Below are 15392 nucleotides of genomic sequence, written 5' to 3'. Positions count from 1 at the left end.
CCGGGCCGGCTTTGCCGGACGGCTGGTGTCGCCCCCTGGGGGGTAGCGCGCAGCGCTGCGGGGGGGGCCTTTCCTACACCAGGGTCGCCACGAACAGCCACACACACGAAGCCCAGCGCAGCGCGGGACTGCGCTCGGGCGCACGCCAGAGCGCGGCCACCAGGAACAGGTTGTAGGGCAAGGGCAGGAAATGCAGGGCGGCGGCCAGGCCAGCCGGGCCGTCCTGCGAGACGATCGCCAGCGCCACGAAGGTGGCCAGCACATTGACGATGCTGCCCACCAGCAGCGTGTCGCGCCAGAACAGCGTGAGCACCGGCACCTCGCCCCGCCAGCGGCGCGCCAGGAAGCTCAACACGGTGACCGCCCCCACGCGCCCGGACCGGCGCGCTCCAGCGTTTCAACGCGGTTCATGGCAGGCGCAGCGGCCGGTCTTCGAACTCGGTGTTCAGCACCACGGTGCTGGTGGTGCGCGCCACGCCGGGGATGGCCTTGATCTTGTAGAGCACCTCTTCCAACGCGCGGGCATGGGTGGTGCGGATCTTGGCCAGAAAGTCGTATTCGCCCGCCACGCTGTGCAGCTCCAGCACCTCGGGCATCTCGCGCAGCAGCGGCGCCACCTCGCGGCAGTGGATGCCGCCGTCGTTGCGCACGGCCACGAAGGCGGTGAAACGCAGGCCCACGCGCTCCGGGTCGACGCGCAACGAAAAACGCTCGATCACCCCACGCTCCACCATCTTCTTCACCCGCTCGTGCACAGCGGCGGTGGACAGGCCCACCTCGGAGGCCACGTCGGCGTAAGAACGACGGCTATCCGCGCCCAAGGCCGTCAAAATTCTTGAGTCCACGTCATCGAGCTGAATATTTGCTTGCATACCGACCCAATTCTGTTCAAAATCTGGCTCCTGCGATTTTCACCGGAAATTATCTTCCAGGAGCCACAAAATGCCAGCCATTCTCAAGAGCCCAGGGCTTGAAGGCCAGACCATGCGCCTGGCCGGCGCCCTGCTGATTGTCTACCTGGTGTGGGGCACCACCTATTTCGCGATCAGCGTGGCGGTGCAGAGCCTGCCGCCGCTGCTCATGAACGGCGCGCGTTTCGTGCTGGCCGGCGTGGTGATGCTGGCGTATGCGCGCTGGCAGGGCCAGGCCTGGCCCACGGCGACGCAATGGCGCGGCAGCGCGCTCATCGGCTCGCTCATGGCCTTCGTCGCCATGGCCCTGGTGGTGCTGGCGCAGCGGCTGGGCATCGGCTCGGGGCTGATGGCCACGGTGGTGACCACCATGCCCATGTGGCTCGCGCTGTGGACCCGCTGGGGCGGCGAGCCGGTGCCGCTGACCAGCTGGATCGGCCTGGTGCTGGGCGCCACGGGCGCGCTGGTGCTGGCGCTGGAAGGCGACTTTTCCGCCACCTTGCTGGGCACGCTGTGCGCCTTCGGTGCGCCGCTGGCCTGGAGCCTGGGCTCCTACGCCTCGCGCAAGATGGCCCTGCCCGCGCCCGCCATGGCCTCGGGCGCGCAGTGGCTGCTGGGCGGCCTGCTGGGCCTGGGGGTGGCGGCGCTGTGGGAGCCGGGCGCGCAGCAGTTCCAGTGGAGCCAGGTCACGGCCGCATCGGGCGCGGCATGGCTCTACCTGGTGGTGATGGGCACCCTGGTCACGCTCAACGCCTACCTGTGGCTGCTGAAAAACAGCTCGGCCGCGCTGGCCGGCAGCTACTCGTTCGTCAACCCGGTGGTGGCCCTGTGTGTGGGCGTGCTGCTCGGGGGCGAACAGCTCACCGGCTGGGTGTTCGTGGCGATGCCGCTGATCCTGGCGGCGCTGGCGCTGATCCTGTACGGGCGCGAGGCGCTGGCCTGGGTGGGGGCGTTGCGCGGTGCCTTCAAGGCGCCCCGCTCTTCGGCGAAGGCTTGAGCGCCGGCTGACACCGCAGGCAGGTTCTGCGTACCCCGATGCCCTTCGCGCATGCGAGGGGCACAGCGGCACGGTCCGCCAGAGCCGGTCTGCCCGCGGAACAACGCCGCCCCGCCTGCGGGCCATTGAATCTGCGGCGCCGTCCTCATGCCGCCACGAAATGCCTGGCTGTTGCGGCGCTCCATGCGCGCTCGGCATCACCCCCTGCCCGTCAAGAATTCCGTGATCGATCTCAGTAGCATGGTCTGACGCAAAGTGCGTGGAGCCTCCCGCCTGTGTTGTCTTGCCAAAGGAATCCGGATGAACCTGGGCTTGTTTTTCAGCCGCCGTGCAACACAGACTGCGGCGGTGGCCTGTGCGCTGGTGCTCGCTCCGGCGGTGCACGCCGACCTGCTCGATGAGATCAAGGCGCGCAAGCACATGGTGCTGGCGCACCGCGATGCCTCGATCCCCTTTTCCTACGTGGACGGGCAAGGCCGGGTCATGGGCTATTCCATCGACATCTGCCACCGGCTGGTGGAAGCCGTGCGCGTGCACCTGGCTCTGCCCGCGCTGGACGTGAAGTACCTGCCCGTGACTTCGAGCACCCGCATCACCGCGATCGCGCAACGCCAGGCCGACCTGGAGTGCGGCTCCACCACCAACAACGCCGAGCGCCGCAAACAAGTCGACTACACGGTGGCCCACTTCGTGTCGTCATCGCGGCTGGTGGTGCGCAAGCGTTCGGGCGTGACAGCCCTGACCGACCTCGCGGGCCAGAAGGTGGTGTCCACCAAAGGCTCCACCAATCTCAAGACCTTGAAGCGCCTGAACGCCGAACAGGCGCTGCGGCTCGACATCCTGGAGGCCGAAGGCCACGCCGAGGGTTTCACCATGGTGGCCGACGGACGCGCCGCTGCCTTCGCCATGGACGATGTGCTGTTGTACGGCCTCATCGCCACCGCGGAACGGCCCGACGACTACGCCGTGGTGGGCAAGGTGATGAGCATCGAACCCTACGCCATCATGCTGCCCAAGAACGAGCCGGCGTTCAAAAGGCTCATCAATGAAGCCATGCGCCGGATCATCCTGGACCGCGAGATCTACCCGATCTACCAGCGCTGGTTTGAATCGCCCATCCCGCCCCGGGGCACCAACCTGAAACTGCCCATGCCTTTCTTCCTGCGCGACAGCTTCAAGTACCCCAGCGACCGGGTGGACGACTGGTACAAGGACTGAAAGACTCTCACAGCCTCTCAGTGCTGAAGGATCTTGGAGAGAAAGGCCTGGGCCCGCTCCGAGCGCGGGTTGCCGAAGAACTCGTCCTTCTTCGCGTCTTCGACGATCTCCCCGGCGTCCATGAAGATCACCCGGTCGGCCACCTTCTTGGCGAAGCCCATTTCGTGGGTCACCACCATCATGGTCATGCCCTCCAGGGCCAGCTCCACCATCACGTCCAGCACCTCGTTGATCATCTCCGGGTCGAGCGCCGACGTGGGTTCGTCGAACAGCATGGCGATCGGGTCCATGGACAACGCGCGGGCAATGGCCACGCGCTGCTGCTGGCCTCCTGACAGCTGGCCGGGGAACTTGTCCTTGTGCGCCAGCAGACCGACGCGCTCCAGCAAGCGCAGGCCGCGCTCCCGAGCTTCGTCCGGCTCGCGCCCCAACACCTTGACCTGGGCAATGGCCAGGTTGCTGGTGATGGACAGGTGGGGGAACAGCTCGAAGTTCTGGAACACCATGCCGATGCGCGAGCGCAAGCGCGGCAGATGGGTCTTGCCGCCGTGCACGCTGTGCCCGTCCACAACGATCTCGCCCTGCTGGATGGGCTCCAGCGCGTTGACGGTCTTGATCAGGGTGGACTTGCCCGACCCGGAGGGGCCACAGACCACCACCACCTCCCCCTTCTCTACCTGGGTGCTGCAGTTCTTCAGTGCGTGGAACGGGCCAAACCACTTGTTCACGTCTCGGATCTCAATCATGGCCATGGGGGTCTTTCTTTCAACTCGGTGTTTGCGGTGAAGGGGGTGCGGGCCGGTGATTCAGCGGATCACGGCCAGACGGGACTGCAGCTTTTTCACGCCGTAGGAGAGCGTGAGGCAGATGGCGAAATACACCACCGCCACGAAGAGGTACATCTCGACCAGACGGCCGTCGCGTTGCGCGATCTTGCTGGCCAGCGTGACGAAGTCGGGCAGGGAAATGATGTAGACCAGCGAGACGTCCTGGAACAGCACGATGGTCTGGGTGAAGAGCACCGGCAGCATGTTGCGAAACGCCTGGGGCAGGACCACGTGGCCCATGACCTGCCAGTAGTTGAAGCCCAGGGCGTAGCCCGCGTTGAGCTGCCCGCGGGGAATGCTCTGGATGCCGGCGCGCATGATCTCGCAGTAGTAGCAGGCTTCGAACATGACGAAGGTGATGAGGGCGGAGGCAAAGGCCCCCACCCGGATCGGCTGGTTCGCGCCGATGATCCAGGCCCCGATGTAGGGCACCAAGAAATAGAACCAGAAGATCACCAGCACCAGCGGAATCGAGCGCACCAGGTTGACGTAGCCCCCGGCGAACCACGCCAGCGGCTTGAAGGAGGACAGTCGCATCATGGCCAGCAAGGTGCCCAGCACGATGCCACCGAGCATCGACAGCGCGGTGACTTCCAGCGTGAAGGCCAGCCCCTGAAAGATCAGGGTGTGCCAGGAGCGGGTGATGGTGTCGAAGTCGAACGTATTGAACATGGGAGCGGCTTTCTGGACTCAATGCGTGGCGGATGCGGACGTGCGATTGCCGGTGAAACCCGGCACGGCCAGGGCGCGCTCCACGGCGCGCATGCCCAGCACCACCACCAGGTTCATCAGCAGGTAGAGCAGCGTGGCGGCCGTGAAGGCCTCGAACACCTGAAAGCTGAACTCCTGCATCGAACGCGCTTGCGCGGTGAGTTCCATGAGACCGATGGTCAGGGCCACCGCGCTGTTCTTCAGCACATTCATGAACTCAGACGTCAAGGGCGGCAGGATGAGGCGCACCGCCATGGGCAACAGCACATGGCGGTAGCTCTGCGACAGCGTCATGCCCAGCGCGGTGGCGGCCATCAACTGGCCGCGGGGCTGCGACTGGATGCCCGCTTTGACCTGTTCGGCGACCCGCGCCGAGGTGAAGAACGCCAGCGCGACCACGGCCGTCCAGAACGACGCGTTGGGCATCTGCTTGATCCAGGTGCCCCAGGCCACCGGCAGCAGCTCCGGCACGACGAAGAACCACAGGAACATCTGGACCAGCAGGGGCACGTTGCGGAACAGTTCCACGTAGCCGTTGGCCAGCATGACGATCCGTCGCGAGGGCACGGTGCGCAAGGTGCCCACCACCAGCCCCAGCAGCAGCGCAATCACCCAGGCGCTCAGGCCGGTGGCCACGGTCCATCGCAGGCCTTGCAGCAGGGTGGCCAGATAGGTGCCCGTCGCATCGGGCGACAGCTCCCAGAAGATGCCCCAGTTCCAGTTGTAGTTCAAGCGGTACTCCTCAGCCCGGCGGCCAGGTCATGGTGTGGATGGGCCCACGCGACGCCGCGTGGGCCCTGCGGAAAACACTCAGCGGTACAGGGCCGGGTCGGCCGAGTCGGTGGGCGCGTTCATCACCTTCTTCATCGCGTCGCCCATGGGGATGTTCAGCTTGATGCCGCGCGGGGGAATGGCCGCCATGAACCACTTGTCGTAGATCGCGGTGAGCTGGCCGCTCTTGTAGACCTGGGTCATGGCGTCGTCCACCACCTTCTTGAACGCCGGGTCGTCCTTGCGCAGCATGATCCCGTAGGGCTCCACCGATAGCTGCTCGCTGGAGATGGCGAACTGCCCGGGGTTGCTGTGGTTGGCCACCAGACCGGCCAGCAGAATGTCGTCCATGACGAAGGCCACGGCGCGGCCGGTGTCCACCATCAGGAAAGCCTCGGCGTGGTCCTTGGCGGCGAGGATGTTGATGCCCAGGTTGCGCGAGGCGTTGAGCTCGGTGAGCTGGCGGATGTTGGTCGTGCCCGAGGTGGAGACCACGGTCTTGCCCTTGAGGTCGTCGAGCTTGCTGAGCTTGTCGGCCTTCTTCGCCACGAAGCGGTTGGCGGTGATGAAGTGAGACATGGTGTACGACACCTGCTTCTGGCGCTCGGTGTTGTTGGTGGTCGAGCCGCATTCGAGGTCGATGGTGCCGTTGGCCATGAGCGGGATGCGGGTGGCGGAGGTCACGGGCTGGTAGCTCACCTTCAGCGCCGGCAGCTTGAGTTCGGCCTTCACGGCATCGACCACTTTCAGGCACAGGTCCATGGCGTAGCCGATGGGTTGCTGCTTGTCGTCCAGGTAAGAGAAGGGGATCGACGCGTCCCGGTGGCCCAGCGTGATGGTGCCGCTGGCGCGGATCTTGTCCAGCGTGCCTTCGGCAAAGGCGGTGGTGGCGCAGAGGCCCAGGGTCAACAGGGCAACAACGTGGCGAGTTTTCATGAAGGACTCCTTGTCCGGTGGTGAGGGTGGCGGGACGGGTTAGCGGTTGCGCGTTCGGGCACTGCCGGCCTTGGGCGACGGGGACACTGCGGAAGCGCGGCGGCTGGCGGGCCTGGCGCTTCGCAGATTCGGTGCCGGCGCGTGGCTGCCCAGCGCGACGGAGGGGGTGGGGATGCTGTGCAGCTCCATCCACTTCCAGAGTTGTTCAACACGGGGCCGCGCCGGGCGGCTCAGCGTGGGGCGTTCGCGGTAGGCGCGGATGTGCATCTCCAGCTCCCACCCACCTTCGAGCTTGCACAAGTCGCCCCGCTCCACGTCGGCCGACGCGAGGCTCGCCGGTAGAAAGGCCACACCGTGGCCGGCGAGCGCCATGCGGCGCAGGCCCTCGGCCATGTCGGTGTCGAAGACGCGTTTGACATAGGGTGAGGCCCGGCCCTGGCTCAGCGCGATGTCGGTCATGCGCGAGAGGTAGGCACTGGAGGTGTAGGCCAGGAACGGCACGGGCTTCTGCGGTTTGCCCGGCCAGTCGTGCCGGGGCCTGCCGTTCTCGCCACGCAGGGAATACGGCGCCAGCGATTCGGTGCCCAGAGTCAGGATCTCGTAGCGCTCGGGATCGAGCTGAACGGGTTGCTGGGGGTGGTGGTAGCAGAAGAGAATGTCGCAGCCCCCCTCCACCAGCCACAGCACCACGTCGAGCACATTGCCCGCGCGCAAGCGGCTTTCGATGCCACCCACGGCGGCCTGGGCCCGCCCGAGCCATTCGGGGAAGAAGCTCAGCGAGAGCGTGTGCGGAATGGCGAACCCGATGGTTTCCTGCTTCTGGCCAGGCAGTTCGTTGGAGCTCAGCCGCAGATGGCCGATGCGGTTGAGCAGGTCCTGCGCCTGGGTGTAGAAATGTTCGCCCGCCTGGGTCAAGGACGGGGGATAGGTGGTGCGGTCCAGCAGGTCCATGCCCACCCAGGCCTCCAGCGCCTGCACGCGGCGCGAGAACGCCGGCTGGGTCACGTGGCGCTGCTGCGCGGCGCGCGAGAAGCTGCGCGTTTCCGCCAGCACGACGAAGTCTTCCAGCCAGGTGGTTTCCATGATCAAAGACCTTTCATGTGTTCAGACGCTGGGGGCAGGCCGCTCAGGGCCCAGCGGACCGCCATGTGCGCCAAGGCATCGGTGGCATCGATCAGAGGCACACGCAAGTTCCGGTCCGAGCGGGCCAGCGGCAGCTCGGTGCAACCCAGAACGATGGCCCGGGCGCCCTGCTCCACCAGCGAATACACCGCTGCGTCGAGCAACTGGCTGGCGCGGGTCATGTCGTCGCTCTTGACGCAGCGGATCGCGGGCATCACGAACAGGTCCACCACGTGCGCGGACGGCAGCACCCAATGGATTTCGGGATGGCGCGCGGCGTAGATGCCGCTGTTCAGGGTGCCGCTGGTGGCGAGCAGCCCCACCGGCTGGCCGCGCAGCGCGGGCGGGAGCTGCTCCACCGCGGCATCCACGATGTGCAGCACGGGAATGTGGATGGCGCTGGCCACGTCGTCGTACCACGCATGGGCGGTGTTGCACGGAATGACCAGACCCCGGGCACCCGAGCGCTGGATCATCAGCGCCGACTCGATCAGCGCGGGCAGCGGCGACGGCCCCACACCGCTGAGCGCGTCCGAGCGGTCGGGCGTCTGCGAGGAAAAGTGGACCACCAGGGGAATGTGTTCCTGGTCGCAAGAGGCCGGCGTGGCCTGGGTCAGTTTCCTCAGGAAATCGACCGTGGCCATGGGACCCATGCCACCAAGAACCCCCAACGTCTGACGCATCACCAAAGCCATATGAGCACCTGTTCAAGATGCGCCAGATGGTAGGTATGAGTCAGAGCAACAGCCAATGCTTTGTGTGCATAGCGATGCAGGAGCACGGCCGGCGATGCGGGTGGCAACGGCCCGCCCACCCACCGCCGCAGAGGGGGAAACTGCCCCGCGTCAGGGCATCAGGAAACCTTGGCGGAGAACACCTTTTTGACCGCGTCGGGCAGTGGGCCGAAGCTCTGCTCCATCTGCGGCTGCAGCCAGTTGACCACCAGCGACCGTATCGCCTCGGGCTCGTCATGGACGGTCGGTGCCTGGCCGAGGGGTCTGGCCCTGGCCCGGTCGTGGAAGATGGTCTGGGCCAGTCTTCTGATCCGGTGCGTGGCCGTGGTGGACACCCATTCCAGGTACCCCGGGGGAGGCCGGTTTTTATAGGCGCGGATGACCTCGAAGGTGAGGTCGTCGAGCACACCCACCACCAGGCTGTCGACGTCCCCCTTGAGCCGGTCCAGCATTTCGCGGGGCGTGGCCATGGGGTGCCTGCGGAAATGCGCCGGCCCTCTGAGGGCTTTGAACAGGCCGACCCGCATCACCATTCCGTCGTCACCAGTCGGCGGTCTTCGGTCTGCTGGCGAGCGATCACCATGAGCTGCTCGGCGAGATCGACCGTGCGCGGCGCGTCGGCCCCCAGGCCCACCGCCAGGCGCATGATTTCCCCGCAGGTGGCGTCGACGGCCAGCTCCAGCGACTTGTCGTCGGCGCAGGACAGGTCGGGCAGCCCTTCGCCACGGCCCGACAAATGGCGCGCCGCCAGCCAGGAAAACAGGGCGTCGTTCAGGCGAAGCATCATTGGCACCGTGCGCCACGGCACGCCCAGCAGGTTCCGGGGCTCGATGGCCGTGCCCGCCAGCAGCCCCAGGGCCTCGTCCAGCAGACGGGCATAACGCAGCCGCCAGGCGCGCACGGCCAGCATCTGCTTGTATTCAAGACCCGAGGCCAGCACCAGCAGGGCGCTGAGCTGCAGCAACAGGTGCCCCCACTGCACGGACTGCATGTCCGCGCACAGCTCCACCTCGAAACCAGCGCATTCGAAGCGCGACTGCCAGTGGCGCATCTGCGGAGTGTCGCTCAGGTAGAGCTTGCGACGCCTTCTGGTCGAGCCCTGGGGTTGCGAGAGCTGCGCCGGGTCGAAGGCCATGACGCAGCGTATCCATCGCAGCTGGGGAGCCGCGTGGGCGGCCCAGGCCAGGCGGCGGATGCCTGGCTGCAGCGCCACCACGGGCGTGCCTTTCGGCAACAGGCGCTGGAGCAGCATGGCCGACTCCAGGGTGTCGTCCGGGTCCACCGCGAACAGCACGAGGTCGGCGCTGCCGGCGATGCGGGAGCCGGCCGGACACGGCGCGCCATCGCCCAGCAGGCTTTTCAGCTCCTGCACGAAGTCGACGCGGACCCCGCAGTGGCGCAGCGCTTCCCCGATATGGCGCGCCGGCGCTCCGGTGCCAATGACCAGCACGATGGGAATGGGTTCTTCCATGGATTGAAGTCCGTCAGGTGGCAAGGGTTTGTGGGCTGGATGCGGCGTTACATCGCGACCACCAGGCCAGCGGGACTTCGTCCGGCCGGATTCCGAGGCTGTCACACGGCCTGAAACGTCGCCTCGCACCCGCTTCAGGCGGGCCGACTGTGCCTTGACTTTATTTGTGCGACTGTCAAACAATTGACAGTCTGTGGATAACTATTCATTAATATTCATATTCACCCACAATCCGTGATATTCACCCATGATTTGCGCACGCCCACCGGTCCGAGCCCATCCACCCGCCCGCCCATGAAATCCAACCCGTTGCACCTCAAACTCGGGACCGACAAGTGGTACCGGGCCTGCCCTCCCGAGCTGCAGGCGGCCCTGGTGCGGTTGTCGCGCCCCATCCGGTTGAGCGACGGGCAGGAACTCTTTCAGCGCGGGGAGACGGAAAGCGGCATGTACTGCGTGCTGGACGGGGCGCTGCTGATCAGCAACGTGAACGAAGACGGCCGGGTGGCCGTGTTGTCCCAGTTCGAGCCCTGCCAGTGGTTTGGCGAGATCGCGACCCTGGACCGCGGTACGCGGCATTTTTCTGCCCACGCCAACGGCAGCACCGAGGTGTTGTTTGTGCCGGGAGACGCGCTGGTGCCCTGGCTCAACCAGCATCCGCTGTGCTGGCGGGACATCGGCATCCTGGCGTGCAACAAGCTGCGGGTGATGCTGGACTCGATCCAGGAGACGTCTTTCCTGTCGCTGGAGCAACGCATCCTCAAGCGCCTGGAGCGCATCGCCACGGGCTACGGAAGCCGGGTGACCCCCTGCCGGCGGGTCAATGTTCCCCAGGAAGTGATCGCCCAGATGATGGGCGTGAGCCGGCAGAGCGCCAACAAGGCGCTGAAGTCGCTGGAGGAAGTGGGGCTGATTTCACGCTGCTACGGAATGGTGGAGCTGCACACCGGAGCGCACAGGCTCAGCGGTGACCCAGGCGAGCCACCAGCCAGCGGTTGAGATCGGCCACCTCTTGCCCGCAGACCTCGTGCGCCATGGGGTAGCGGTGCCAGTCCACCACGTGGCCCAGGGTGGTGAGCACGTCACGCGCACCGAGCCCCCGCTCGATCACCACCACATCGTCGTACTCGCCATGGGCCAGGAAAAGCGGCACGTCCGCGCTGGCGGCGCTGCGCTCGGCGTCGGTGGCCTCGGCCAGCGGCAGGTAGCCCGACAGGCCCACCAGCCCCGCCAGGCGCTGCGGCGCGCGAAGGCCGGCCAGCAGGGTCATGGCGCAACCCTGCGAAAACCCCATGAGCACGGTGCGCTCGGGCGGCACGCCGCGCGCGGCTTCGCGGTCCAGCAGCTGCTGCACGATGGCCTGTGACGCGCGCAGGCCGGCTTCGTCTTCGCGGCGTGAGCCGTCGGGGCCGGGCGGGTAGATGTCGTACCAGGCGCGCATCTCGTAGCCACCGTTGATCGTGACCGGGCGCACCGGCGCGCTGGGAAAGACAAAGCGCACCGGGCCGACGGCGGACAGGTCCAGTTCCTGCGCGATGGGCACGAAGTCGCCACCGTCGGCCCCCAGGCCGTGCAGCACCACGATGCTGGCCACGGGCTGGGCGGCGGGGTCACCACCGGTGACGAGTTCACGAAGTTCGATGCGGTCGGAAGCGTTCATCGCGCCAGCATAGCGCGCGCGGCATCCGCACAAACCCCCATGGGTCTCTATCCCGTTTGGGAGGCGAGGCAACGCAGGCCGATCCCTACGCTTGTGGCTCAGATTCCGGTTCTTCCAACCCCTGACCCACGAGAGGCCTTTCATGTCCCCCACGTCCTTCTGCATCCCGAAACTTCTGGTGTCGGCCGCGGCCCTCACCCTGGCCGGCGCGGCGCACTGTGTCGAAAACGGCGCCCCCATCACGCCCTTCGGCGTCTTTGATTTCGGGGCCGGCATGTTGCCGCCGCCATCGGACGTGGCCACCGTGGGTGTGCGTGCCGCGTTCTACAGCGCGAGCGAACTGCGCGACACGAACGGCAAGGTCTCGCCGGTCGGCATCAAGCTCAAGGTCAACAGCGCGGCGCTGGCCATCGTCAAGACCACCGACATCCCGCTGCTGGGCGGTACCTACGGCTTCAGCGCGGTGGTGCCCTACCTGGACATGAGCAACCGCTTGACGATCCCCACCCCGGGCGACCCCATGCCGCTCAAGGGAACCAACGCTGCGGTGGGCGACGTGACCATCGCTCCCGTGATGGTGAAGTGGACCCCTTCGCCCGGTCTGTTCGTCAATGGCCGGCTGGAGCTGCAACTGCCCACCGGCTCTTACAAAGCCGAGCGCCTGATCAACACCGGTTCCAACCACTGGACCGCGTCGCCCGCCGTGGCCTTCACCTGGATCGGCCCGAGCGGACTGGAGTTGTCCTCCAACATCCAGATCAACTTCCACGGCAAGAACAAGGACACGCAGTACCAGTCCGGCGTGGAATACCAGCACGAGTTCGCCATTGGCCAGCACGTCGGTCCCTGGACGCTGGGCGTCGGCGGCTACCTGTACCAGCAACTCAGCGACGACAAGGTCAACGGCGCCAAGTTCCAGGACGGCAACCGCTCGCGCGTGATGGCGCTGGGCCCGGCGATCAGCTTCTTCGACCTCGGCTCGGACTGGCCGCTGATCTGGGCCCACGCCTACAAGGAATTCGGTGCGCGCAACCGCAGCCAGGGCACCCAGGTCGCCGTGCGCGCGGCCTGGACGTTCTGAACTCAGGACGGGCGGGGGACCGAGAGATGGGCTGCGGCGGACGACAACACCAGGCGCACCAGGTCGGACTGCCGGTGCTGGCCGGTCTTGGCCTGAATTTGCTTGAGCTGCACCCGCGCCGTGCCCACCGAGACCCCGCGCAGCTGCGCGTATTCCTCGACCGTGCTGCCGGTGGCGATGGCGCCCAGCAGGCGTGCCTCGGTGGGGGTGAGCCCGAACAGGTTCTCCAGCGCCCCGGCGGGCAGCTCCAGCGCCACCGCGGCCGAGGACAGCACCAGCATCAGCGCGCCGGGGTCGTCGCCGGGCCGGATGGCCAGGTGCAGGGCCTGCGCGCCCTCGCCCAGCCGCAGGTAACCCACCCGCTGCGGCCCCGCGCGCCGGGCCGCCGACAGCGCCGCGAGCAGCGCCAGGGTGTCCTGGGCCGAGCGGCCGTACAGGTGCTCGCCCTGCAGACACAGGGCCGCGCCGGGCGCCAGCAAGGCCGTGGCCTGCCGGTTCACCCACTGCACGCGGCCGTCCTCGCCGCACAGCACGATGCCGAAGCACAGGCTGTCCATCAGGCCACGCAGGCGCTCGTCGCGCTCCATGGTCGCCTGCAGCTGGTCGGTCAGCAGGAACGCCTGTCCGATGTGCGGCGCCAGGTCGGCCAGCCGGTTGATGTGTTCGACCGAAAAGTCGCTGCTGTCGTGCACCGGGCGGTGCAGGGCCAGGCCCAGGTACACGCCACGGCCCACGTCCTGCAGCGTGCCGATGAAACGGCCCAGGCCCAGCATGGCCAGCCGCTGCTGCAGCCGGGGCCGGGCCTCGTCGTCGGGGTCGAACAGCAGCTCGTCGCTGGCCACGCGGTCCAGCCCGCGCAGCACGCGCCGCTGCTCCAGCCGCGGGTTGTCGCCGGTGTTGAGTTCGGGCGACTGCACCGAGGTGACCGCCCGGGTGCGCGAGTCCTGCGCGGACCACAGCACCTGCGCCTGGCCGCCCTCGAAACGGAAGGCCTGCACCACGGCCGACTGCGCGCCGGTGAGGCTGCACAGCCGGTCCATCGACTGCACCCAGCGCGCCGGCTGCGCGGCACCCGCGTACAGGTCCAGCATCAGTTCGTCCGGTTTTCTCAGGAAGGCGGCGGGGGCGTTCGACATGGTGGGCAGAGATTAGCGAGCAACCGGCGCACCGCAAGGGTGGATTCCCTGCCCATGCGCCCCTTTTCATTCACCCGAACTTCACAGCAATCGCCATGCCAGAAACCATCCTGCACCACCCCCTGATCTGCACCATGGACCCCGAACGGCCATGGGCCCAGGCCATCGCTGTCCGCGACGGCCGCATCGTCGCGGTGGGGTCGCTGGACGAGGCCCGCCAGGCGCTGCCCCAGGCCGCCGTCATGCACCTGCCCGGCGAGATGGTGACGCCCGGCCTGATCGACGTGCACAACCACTTCGTGTGGGCCGGCCGGGCCGAGCTGTACGAGGTGTTCGTGCCCCCCGTCTTCAGCCTCGACCAGGTGCTGGACGCGGTGCGCGCCGCCGCCGCGGGCAAGGCCCCCGGCGAATGGATCGTGGGCGGCATCTGGGGCTCGGCGCTGATCGGCGAGATCGATGGCCAGGCCCGGCGGCGCCTGGACGAGGCCGCGGGCGGCCGCCCGGTGATGCTGCGCGACGACTCCCACCACAACCGCTTCGTGAGCAGTGCGGCGCTGGCCGCCGCGGGCATCGGCGAGGACACACCCGACCCCGTCAACGGCCGCATCGTGCGCGATGCGACCACCGGCGAGGCCACCGGCCTGCTGCTGGAGGCCGCCTGCAGCCTGGTGGAGATGGCGGTGGCGCGTGCTCTGGATGCGGCACCGCAACTGGATGTCGAGGCTGCGGCGCACGCGGTGAAACGGCTCAACACCGTCGGTGTCACCGGCATGCAGGAGGCGCTGACGACGCGCGCCGTGATGCGCGCCCTCAAGACCCTGGACGACGAGGGCCGCCTGAGCGCCTGGGTGATGGGTTCGCTGCCCATGACCGAAGCCCCGCTGGCGCCCGGCGAGATGCCGGACGAGCTGCAGGCCTTGCGCGACCAGTTCCGCACCCGGCACTTCCTGCCCGACGCCGGCAAGATATTCCTCGACGGTGTGCCCACCTCGCGCACCGCCGCCATGCTGGAGCCTTACCTGCCCGACGCGGTGCACGGCTGCTGCTTCCGCGGCGGTACCACACTGACCGTGCCGCAGCTGGCGCGCGTGCTGTCCGACTGCGAACAGAAGAACATCCGGGTCAAGATCCACTGCACGGGCGACGCCTCCACGCGCGCGGCACTGGACGCCATCGACGTGCTGCGCAGCTTCAACGGCCCCGGGCTGCAGCACCACATCGCGCACGCGACCTTCATCGACCCCGCCGAGATCCCGCGCTTTGCCGCGCTGGACGTGGTGGCCGACCTGTCGCCACCGCTGTGGTTTCCGAGCGTGATCATCGACGCCATCCGCTGCACCGTGGCCAAGCCCATCGTCGACCGCATGGCGCCCATCCGCTCGCTGGTCGAGGCCGGCGCGCTCATCGCCGGCGGTTCGGACTGGCCCGTGGTGCCCGACCCCAACCCATGGCCCGCCATACAGGGCATGGTCACGCGGCGCGACCCCTCGAGCCGGCTGGACGGTGCGCTCGCGCCCGAACAGGCCATCGGCGTGCAGGACGCGCTGCGCGCCTACACCCTCAACGCCGCCCAGGCCACCGGCCTGGGGGACCGCGCCGGGTCGCTGACCCCCGGCAAGTCCGCCGACCTCGCGGTGCTGGACCGACGGGTCTTCGACATCGACCCGACCGAGCTGGGCCAGACCCGAGTGCTGCAGACCTGGTTCGAAGGCCGCTGTGTGCACGAACGATGAACACCCCCCGCGCCGCTTCGCGTCACCCCCCTCAAGGGGGGCGGCACTGGCCGTCCGGCAAAGCCGGTCCGGCGGTGCCCTGGA

17 protein-coding genes are annotated in these 15392 nt (G+C 67.5%); 5 read left to right on the top strand and 12 right to left on the bottom strand.

The annotated features are described in order from the left end of the window. Positions 1 to 73: 73 nt before the first annotated feature. The gene (locus tag HTA01S_RS13205) at positions 74 to 355 is read right to left on the bottom strand and encodes a hypothetical protein (RefSeq protein WP_157572094.1); all 282 of its coding nucleotides are present in this window, start codon (positions 353 to 355) and stop codon (positions 74 to 76) included. 52 nt (positions 356 to 407) lie between these two features. Next, entirely contained in the window at positions 408 to 872 is a 465-nt protein-coding gene (locus tag HTA01S_RS13200) for an Lrp/AsnC family transcriptional regulator (protein WP_174545192.1), read from the bottom strand. A 70-nt stretch (positions 873 to 942) separates the two neighbouring features. Here HTA01S_RS13200 and HTA01S_RS13195 point away from each other — a divergent pair, with 70 nt between their 5' ends. Beyond that, positions 943 to 1908: an EamA family transporter gene (locus HTA01S_RS13195; protein WP_068172214.1), complete on the top strand. Its 966-nt coding sequence runs from the start codon at positions 943 to 945 to the stop codon at positions 1906 to 1908. Between the two features lie 300 nt (positions 1909 to 2208). Continuing rightward, on the top strand, positions 2209 to 3126 hold the full coding sequence (locus HTA01S_RS13190) for an amino acid ABC transporter substrate-binding protein (RefSeq protein ID WP_084236091.1): 918 nt from the start codon (positions 2209 to 2211) through the stop codon (positions 3124 to 3126). Positions 3127 to 3143: 17 nt separating this feature from the next. Here HTA01S_RS13190 and HTA01S_RS13185 read toward each other — a convergent pair whose 3' ends face one another. The 8 genes from HTA01S_RS13185 to HTA01S_RS13150 form a co-directional block, all read right to left on the bottom strand. Beyond that, positions 3144 to 3872 carry an amino acid ABC transporter ATP-binding protein gene (locus tag HTA01S_RS13185; protein ID WP_157572093.1) on the bottom strand — a complete coding sequence of 243 codons (729 nt, stop codon included), beginning with the start codon at positions 3870 to 3872 and terminating at the stop codon, positions 3144 to 3146. 60 nt (positions 3873 to 3932) lie between these two features. Then, entirely contained in the window at positions 3933 to 4625 is a 693-nt protein-coding gene (locus HTA01S_RS13180; protein ID WP_068172209.1) for an amino acid ABC transporter permease, read from the bottom strand. 18 nt (positions 4626 to 4643) lie between these two features. Continuing rightward, complete coding sequence (locus tag HTA01S_RS13175; protein ID WP_068172207.1) at positions 4644 to 5396, bottom strand: amino acid ABC transporter permease; 753 nt, start codon at positions 5394 to 5396, stop codon at positions 4644 to 4646. A gap of 78 nt (positions 5397 to 5474) precedes the next feature. Next, a complete protein-coding gene (locus HTA01S_RS13170) occupies positions 5475 to 6371 on the bottom strand; it encodes an amino acid ABC transporter substrate-binding protein (protein WP_068172205.1) in 897 nt (298 codons plus the stop codon). A gap of 39 nt (positions 6372 to 6410) precedes the next feature. Next, positions 6411 to 7454 (bottom strand): LysR family transcriptional regulator, encoded by a 1044-nt coding sequence (locus HTA01S_RS13165; RefSeq protein WP_068172202.1) that lies wholly within the window; start codon positions 7452 to 7454, stop codon positions 6411 to 6413. 2 nt (positions 7455 to 7456) lie between these two features. Further along, positions 7457 to 8176, bottom strand: coding sequence for a cysteate racemase (gene cuyB, locus HTA01S_RS13160; RefSeq protein WP_279338502.1), 720 nt, complete (start codon positions 8174 to 8176; stop codon positions 7457 to 7459). 170 nt (positions 8177 to 8346) lie between these two features. Further along, a complete protein-coding gene (locus HTA01S_RS13155) occupies positions 8347 to 8760 on the bottom strand; it encodes a hypothetical protein (RefSeq protein ID WP_068172200.1) in 414 nt (137 codons plus the stop codon). Further along, complete coding sequence (locus HTA01S_RS13150; RefSeq protein WP_068172192.1) at positions 8754 to 9698, bottom strand: hypothetical protein; 945 nt, start codon at positions 9696 to 9698, stop codon at positions 8754 to 8756. Before HTA01S_RS13150 ends, HTA01S_RS13155 begins: the two co-directional genes overlap by 7 nt. 294 nt (positions 9699 to 9992) lie before the next feature. Between HTA01S_RS13150 and HTA01S_RS13145 the strand changes: the two genes are divergently transcribed. Then, positions 9993 to 10697 carry a Crp/Fnr family transcriptional regulator gene (locus tag HTA01S_RS13145; RefSeq protein WP_084236090.1) on the top strand — a complete coding sequence of 235 codons (705 nt, stop codon included), beginning with the start codon at positions 9993 to 9995 and terminating at the stop codon, positions 10695 to 10697. Here HTA01S_RS13145 and HTA01S_RS13140 read toward each other — a convergent pair. Next, positions 10660 to 11358, bottom strand: coding sequence for an alpha/beta hydrolase (locus HTA01S_RS13140; protein WP_068172187.1), 699 nt, complete (start codon positions 11356 to 11358; stop codon positions 10660 to 10662). The two genes, HTA01S_RS13145 and HTA01S_RS13140, sit on opposite strands and share 38 nt — an antisense overlap. A 142-nt stretch (positions 11359 to 11500) precedes the next feature. On the opposite strand from HTA01S_RS13140, the gene HTA01S_RS13135 reads away from it, so the two are divergent. Next, positions 11501 to 12439 (top strand): SphA family protein, encoded by a 939-nt coding sequence (locus HTA01S_RS13135; protein ID WP_068172185.1) that lies wholly within the window; start codon positions 11501 to 11503, stop codon positions 12437 to 12439. Positions 12440 to 12441: 2 nt separating this feature from the next. On the opposite strand, the gene HTA01S_RS13130 is transcribed toward HTA01S_RS13135, so the two are convergent. Beyond that, the gene (locus tag HTA01S_RS13130; RefSeq protein WP_068172182.1) at positions 12442 to 13575 is read right to left on the bottom strand and encodes a helix-turn-helix transcriptional regulator; all 1134 of its coding nucleotides are present in this window, start codon (positions 13573 to 13575) and stop codon (positions 12442 to 12444) included. Positions 13576 to 13670: 95 nt separating this feature from the next. Here HTA01S_RS13130 and HTA01S_RS13125 point away from each other — a divergent pair, with 95 nt between their 5' ends. Continuing rightward, the gene (locus tag HTA01S_RS13125; protein WP_068172179.1) at positions 13671 to 15308 is read left to right on the top strand and encodes an amidohydrolase; all 1638 of its coding nucleotides are present in this window, start codon (positions 13671 to 13673) and stop codon (positions 15306 to 15308) included. Positions 15309 to 15392: the final 84 nt, after the last annotated feature.

Origin of the sequence: Hydrogenophaga taeniospiralis CCUG 15921 (genome assembly GCF_001592305.1) — a bacterium.
GTDB classification, from domain to species: Bacteria; Pseudomonadota; Gammaproteobacteria; order Burkholderiales; family Burkholderiaceae_C; genus Hydrogenophaga; species Hydrogenophaga taeniospiralis.
The sequence above is the reverse complement of the archived record's forward strand: the minus strand, read 5'-3'. Positions and strand labels throughout refer to the sequence as shown.

Excerpts from the sequence above, each read along its gene's own strand:
- HTA01S_RS13200 (WP_174545192.1), bottom strand. The coding sequence starts at position 872 with ATGCAAGCAAATATTCAGCTCGATGACGTGGACTCAAGAATTTTGACG.
- HTA01S_RS13195 (WP_068172214.1), top strand. The coding sequence starts at position 943 with ATGCCAGCCATTCTCAAGAGCCCAGGGCTTGAAGGCCAGACCATGCGC.
- HTA01S_RS13190 (WP_084236091.1), top strand. The coding sequence starts at position 2,209 with ATGAACCTGGGCTTGTTTTTCAGCCGCCGTGCAACACAGACTGCGGCG.
- HTA01S_RS13185 (WP_157572093.1), bottom strand. The coding sequence starts at position 3,872 with ATGATTGAGATCCGAGACGTGAACAAGTGGTTTGGCCCGTTCCACGCA.
- HTA01S_RS13180 (WP_068172209.1), bottom strand. The coding sequence starts at position 4,625 with ATGTTCAATACGTTCGACTTCGACACCATCACCCGCTCCTGGCACACC.
- HTA01S_RS13170 (WP_068172205.1), bottom strand. The coding sequence starts at position 6,371 with ATGAAAACTCGCCACGTTGTTGCCCTGTTGACCCTGGGCCTCTGCGCC.
- HTA01S_RS13165 (WP_068172202.1), bottom strand. The coding sequence starts at position 7,454 with ATGGAAACCACCTGGCTGGAAGACTTCGTCGTGCTGGCGGAAACGCGC.
- cuyB (WP_279338502.1), bottom strand. The coding sequence starts at position 8,176 with ATGCGTCAGACGTTGGGGGTTCTTGGTGGCATGGGTCCCATGGCCACG.
- HTA01S_RS13155 (WP_068172200.1), bottom strand. The coding sequence starts at position 8,760 with ATGGTGATGCGGGTCGGCCTGTTCAAAGCCCTCAGAGGGCCGGCGCAT.
- HTA01S_RS13150 (WP_068172192.1), bottom strand. The coding sequence starts at position 9,698 with ATGGAAGAACCCATTCCCATCGTGCTGGTCATTGGCACCGGAGCGCCG.
- HTA01S_RS13145 (WP_084236090.1), top strand. The coding sequence starts at position 9,993 with ATGAAATCCAACCCGTTGCACCTCAAACTCGGGACCGACAAGTGGTAC.
- HTA01S_RS13140 (WP_068172187.1), bottom strand. The coding sequence starts at position 11,358 with ATGAACGCTTCCGACCGCATCGAACTTCGTGAACTCGTCACCGGTGGT.
- HTA01S_RS13135 (WP_068172185.1), top strand. The coding sequence starts at position 11,501 with ATGTCCCCCACGTCCTTCTGCATCCCGAAACTTCTGGTGTCGGCCGCG.
- HTA01S_RS13130 (WP_068172182.1), bottom strand. The coding sequence starts at position 13,575 with ATGTCGAACGCCCCCGCCGCCTTCCTGAGAAAACCGGACGAACTGATG.
- HTA01S_RS13125 (WP_068172179.1), top strand. The coding sequence starts at position 13,671 with ATGCCAGAAACCATCCTGCACCACCCCCTGATCTGCACCATGGACCCC.